Here is a 5,460-nt window from a genome sequence, read left to right as displayed (position 1 = left end):
GTGATGTGCACGTCGTAGCCCATGGTCAGCCAGGGTAGACCGGGAGACCGACATGGTCGCGAAGTCGCACTGGAGTACTAGCACCTCCAGGGCGGCCTGCGACGGTCCGGCCGGCTCCAGCCGGGTGTGCCGTTCCACGAGCAGGGCGGGCGCGGTGTGCTCGGCCGTGGCGGCCTGGACTGCGACGGCCGGGCGGCAGAACCCGCCCAGGTGCATGGGCACGCCCTGTGCCCGGTAGACCGACGCTTGCCCGCACTGCACGCACGGCAGCGGCGGCGCCATCACCAGCGACCCGTCCGGGTGCTGATCCAGCATCACCGGCTGCGCGGCCGCGGTGACGGGTGCCTCCAGCGACGGCGCCTGTGCGGCGGGGACCGGCACCGGTTCCGACTCTTGGGCGGGCTCGGCGGGGGTGAGGCGGTCGGCCATTCCCTCCAGCAGCCGGGCGTAGGCGGCGCGGCCGTCCCCCTGTGGTTCACGCCGACCGGACTCCCAGGTGGTGAACGTGCTCGTGCTGACCCCCAGGGCCCGCGCGGTCTCGGCCTTCGTCAGGCCGTACTCCTCCCGCAGCCGGGCCCGCTCGGCCGGCTCCGGCAGCGGCGCCTGGCGGCGCGGTCCGTCGCCCAACAGCGCGTCGATCGCGTCCGGGGTGCTGTCCATTCGTCCTCCTCCCTTCCTGACGGCGGCGGTCTCAGGCCGCGGTGTACAGGCCGCGCTGGACCCGCACGACCCGGCCGGCCTTGAGCAGGCCGTCCATGTACACCGACGCACCGCTGCTGACCGTCTTCTTGCCGGCGGCGGTCATCGCCTCGGCGATCTCACCCAGCGTCATCGGCTTGTCCGACGCCCGAAGGACCGCGACGAAGGCGTCCGCCTTCGACAGGCCACTGAGTTCCACCGTCGGCGCAGCAGACGCCTCGACCAGCTTCCGCAGCGCGTCCCGCTGGGCCCGCAACCCCTCGATACGAACCCCCAGCAGGTCCCACTCCCGCTCCGCCTCGCCGAGTTCCCTCTCCACCCGCGCAAGGTCCTCACCATAAGAAGTCATACCGAGAGACTAGCAATCAAAATCTCAAAGCTTCAAGAGACTTAGATAGTCATAGTTAATGAACCCTAGGCTCCTGACCGCCGGGCCGCCAACGGCCGACGGAACAGGCCAGCCGCTCACGCCGGCGGCGTTCTTCGGCGAGCACCGCAGCAAGGACCCGCCGGTCGACGTACGGGTCGACGACGGCCTCCAGCAGCCGGCGCAGCTCGGCCGGATCGACAGCCTCGACCTCCCACACTGCACCGGCGCGGTCGGGATCGAAGCCGTACGTCGCGGCGAAGCCGGGCCAGGGGTTTGTGCGATCGCCGACAGGCCATTCCGGTCATTCGGTGGCCGATACCCGCGGAGGACCGCCTTCTTCCCGGGATGCCGCACCCCGGGGTGCGAGGGACTGCCATGCTGACGTCAGAGGAATGTGACATTTCACATTCCGCCATCGTCCTATCCCCGCCACCCGAGGAGAGACACCCATGAAGACCACCGTCATCGCCGTCGCCGCCGCGGCCCTGACCACCCTGGCCACCGTCCAGGGGGCCGCCGCCGCGCCGACCGGCCCGGCCGGGCCGGTCGGCGCGGTCGTGACCTGCGGCACCCCTGGCGCGCCCGGTCCGCTGCTGACCCGGGCCTGCGTCGAGGTGACCGGCAACCAGGTCCGCTTCTACGGGGTGGCCACGCCCGGCGACCCGTCCTGGCAGCCCCGGCCCCTCGGCTTCACCGTCTCCGGCACGGTCGTCGGCAGCGCCCCCCTCGCCCCCGTCCACCCGGCCATCATCGTCCAGGCCGGCTCGAACCAGGTCGGCAGCGTCTTCTCCAGCGCCCCGTGCGGCGCCACCGTCAGCACCACCTTCTCGGTGGCCCAGCCCGGCTGGCCCACCTCGACCGCCACCGTCTCCACCGTGGTGGCCTGCTGACGCCGGACTCCCGCAGGTGTGCCCCGGCCTCCCGGGGCACACCCCGCCACCGGCCCCTCCGCAGGGGAGTCTTCCAGCGGCAGCAGGTCCACCGGTACCCGCATCCCGCCAGGGCGAACCGGCCGATGTCGCGCAGCCCGAGCACGGGAGCCGGCCGCCGCAACAGCGTCCGCGGCGACATCCTGTGGCCGCAGGGAGACTTCACCGCCGCCGCCCAGGCCCTGCGCGACGGCCGGGCCGAGGCCGAACAGCACGACGCCCCGGGCGAGCGGGGCCATCGCCCAGACCCGCCTGGCCCTGGTCACCGCGTTCACCGACCCGGCCCGGGCCGACGAGGAGATCGGCCTCGCCCGCCAGTACCTTGAACCGCTCGACCAGCGCGCCACCGTACTGCTCGCCCACGTCGCGGGCCTGGTCCGCGACGCCGGCGCCGACCGCGACATCGCCGACCGCGCCGCCGTCCTGCGCACCCAGATCCACGTCGCCGGCCTGCCCTGGCTCATCACGCGGCTGGAGACCGCCCTCGCGCCTTCCATCACACCGTCCACGCCGCGTTGGAGGGCCTCACCCACCGCAGGACCAGCATCCTCAGCACCTGCAACGCCGCCGCGGTCTGGTCCGCCGTTGAACACCGCGTCCACGAAGCGGCACGCACCATCGGCCGGCCCGCCCCCGACGGCAGTCTGCGAGCCCTTCACCACCACCTCGGCCTCGACACCGACGAGATCGCCGTCTTGACCGGCACCGACCCTGCCCACGCCCACAGCCACCTGAACGGAGACACCCCCCAAGATCATCGCGTCCTTAAGCGAGGACCCGCTGCGGTCCCTGGACGATGCCGAGCGACAGTTGCAGAATTCGCTCGACGGCCTGTTCTACGTGATGGGAACCGTGGCGGCGGACTTCGCCGCGTTCGTGTGGCTCGCCCTGCAGGCCCACGCCGAGACCCTCCACGCGCCCGGCGACCGGCTGGATGCGGTGCGGTCGCTGCTCGCGATGGAACAGGCCGGCGACCCGTCCCTCCCGGCCCGCTGGATGGCGCTCGCGGAGAAGACCACCGTGGTCTATGACGTCACCGACCCCGTCGCGGCCCGCCGGTGGGCCAGCACCGGCACCAGCATCGGATCCGCCCGGTACCTCGACCATCTCGCCCAACGCCTCGCCGAACAGCTCGTCACCCACGCAATCCCCGAGGACACCCTGGACGAGATCAGCGCCTTCTTCGGGCCGCCCGAGTGGCCGCTGGAGCAGACCCTGGACTTCCTCGCCACACACGACGCCTTCAAGAGCCTTCTGCTGACGCCCGAGGCCGCCCAGAGCTGGAAGCTCACCAGCCAGCACACCGGTGCCTTCAACATCGACGTGCCGATCGACGACGCGATCCGGGACTGGATCTCCGGCACCCCCATCCCAGAGCTGGCCCGCACCTGGGCCGCCGGCAGCATTCCCTCGCACCCCCAGGTACTGGAGCTGACCGTCCAGAGCATCAAGCAGGCCTTCGGACACGCGATCAGCTGGACAGCCGGCGCCCTGATCAACCTCGTCAACACCCACTCCCTGCTCACCCCCACCCCCCGCCTGTTCGCACAGACCGCCTGGCACATCCGGCACGGCGTCGACACCGAACAGGCCATCACGCTGCTCACCTCCGGCATCACCTCCCGCCGCCTGGCCCACCAGATCGGCCGCGCCGCAGCGGAGGCCGGCATCGCCTCCGGCGAGCTCCGGACCTGGGTCGCCAACCAGCAGATCGACGGCTGGACCATCGCGTACAAGGCCAACACGTACGAGGTCGAGGACCTCCTCGACTATGTGAGCAGGCCGGCCAACCCACTCAACGAACTGCTCCGCGGCCGCCCGTGACCATCCCCCTTGCACGGGTAGCGCCGGACATCTTCGACGGGCCGGTCGCCCTGACCCACCCCGGCAAGAAGCCGGCGACCATCAAAATCGGCCGCCATGCTCGACAGCGGACTCGACCTCACCCACCGCATTTACTCCGGACAGCTGGTCACCACCCTGACCGCGGCCGGCCTGTAGGGCCGGCATCGAGCGGGTGCCGCGCCGACCGGCCCGGCCGCCCCCGCCCAGCTGCGCACCGCCTACCCCTACCTGCCGCCGGACACCGCGACGGACAGGCCCACCACCGAACCGCCCGGACCACCCGGGCGGTCAGGAGGAGTTCCGGCAGAACTGGATCTCCGCGTTCACCGACAAGTTCTGGGCGCGGATGCCGTCAGGCAGCGCCACCGACCGGCAACTCGGACCTGGGTGCAAGCGGCCTGGGGAGGGTGCGAGTGTGGTCCATGGCGGGTCCGGAGCGCCGCTGCGGTGCCATCGGGCGGCGTGAGTGCTGGCACGCGCGCGACTACGAACGCGTCCAGCACTCCGAATCGCTGATCACGTGGGCTGCGATCACCCTGATGACCAGGCGCATCACCCGCCGCTCATCGCGTCGGACAGGCCAAGGGGCCTCGCGTGAGGCACCGGGACTGATTCGGGAGGACGGTGTTCGCGAACACCGGGCCCAGGACTTCCTGGTCGCTCCGCTCTCCCACGGCGGCCGACAGCTGGTCAGCCGATTGCGCCCTGATGGATCGACGCCGACACCGTGTCAGTCCTCTGATGCCACATCTCATGAACTGCTCGGCGGCAATCTGCGCACGTCGGCCGAGTTCACCTACTCGTATTCGTGCACGGCGATGATTCGGCCCGGGGGCGGGAAATCCCCTGGCGGCAGGACATCCTCGCGTGCGAGTGGGACTGTCCCCGGTCGGGCGTTCCAGTCGTCCTCATCCATCTCGTCCTCAGCTTCGTTGGCCTCGAAGAGCTCGTCGAGGTAATCCCACGGTTCGACGTCGGCCTCGGACAGGCGCCTCTCTTCGCGCCAGTGGTAGAAACGGGAGTTCGGCGCGCCGTAGATCACCGGGCTCTCCATGGGGCGCGTGTGGCGCGGCCCCAGGAGTCCCAGGATGAAGACCGTCATCGAGCAGCGGTACTCGACGAAGGTGCCTTCCCGATGCCGTACTACCACCGGCCAGTTGTCCGGATCGGTGTCGGCGGTGTCCCAGTAGAAGTCCGAGGCATTGGAGTTGCCGCCCCAGCCGATGAGGCCGCCCCTTTGCGGCCAGACCGGGTACGGCCACGACACACCTGAGCGACGGAGGGAATCGGCTGTCGGAGTCAGCGAGCGGATGCGGGGCATCCCCGGCACATGCTCACCGTCCGCAGGCGTCGCGATGGCCATGAAGTCGTCGATGCCGCCTACTCCGTACACAGCCATGAAGTCCTGGAAGTCCTTCGGGAAAGGCGTACCCCAGGTGCGCTCGACCTCGCTCCAGTCGATCGACTCGCCAGCACCGTCGTGAGGCGGCAGGACCGTGATCAACCGCTCTACATCTCGATGCACCACAACGCTTCCTTGAGTGGGCGGTAAGTGACGTGGTGTCCGTTTCGCGCTTTCGTTCGGGGGTGGGCTGGTCGCGGGTTCGTCGGCCTTCT

At 70.4% G+C, this 5,460-nt stretch carries 5 protein-coding genes; 2 read left to right on the top strand and 3 right to left on the bottom strand.

Going from position 1 to position 5,460, the window contains the following annotated elements; all coding sequences use genetic code 11:
• Positions 1-660, bottom strand: a 660-nt coding sequence (locus IEZ12_RS39890; protein ID WP_229848706.1) for a helix-turn-helix domain-containing protein, incomplete at its 3' end; no start/stop codon positions are given.
• Between the two features lie 31 nt (positions 661-691).
• Positions 692-1,048, bottom strand: coding sequence for a hypothetical protein (locus IEZ12_RS37050; protein ID WP_189278801.1), 357 nt, complete (start codon positions 1,046-1,048; stop codon positions 692-694).
• A 470-nt stretch (positions 1,049-1,518) separates the two neighbouring features.
• Between IEZ12_RS37050 and IEZ12_RS37045 the strand changes: the two genes are divergently transcribed.
• Positions 1,519-1,959: a hypothetical protein gene (locus IEZ12_RS37045; RefSeq protein WP_189278800.1), complete on the top strand. Its 441-nt coding sequence runs from the start codon at positions 1,519-1,521 to the stop codon at positions 1,957-1,959.
• A gap of 849 nt (positions 1,960-2,808) precedes the next feature.
• Positions 2,809-3,822, top strand: coding sequence for a hypothetical protein (locus IEZ12_RS37040; protein WP_189278798.1), 1,014 nt, complete (start codon positions 2,809-2,811; stop codon positions 3,820-3,822).
• A gap of 817 nt (positions 3,823-4,639) precedes the next feature.
• On the opposite strand, the gene IEZ12_RS37035 is transcribed toward IEZ12_RS37040, so the two are convergent.
• The coding region (locus IEZ12_RS37035) for an SMI1/KNR4 family protein (protein ID WP_229848704.1) at positions 4,640-5,460 on the bottom strand (821 nt) is incomplete at its 5' end.

It is taken from the genome of Kitasatospora griseola, assembly GCF_014648555.1.
Lineage (GTDB): Bacteria > Actinomycetota > Actinomycetes > Streptomycetales > Streptomycetaceae > Kitasatospora > Kitasatospora griseola.
Note: the sequence above shows the minus strand (reverse complement) of the source record. Positions and strands in the feature narration are given on the sequence as shown.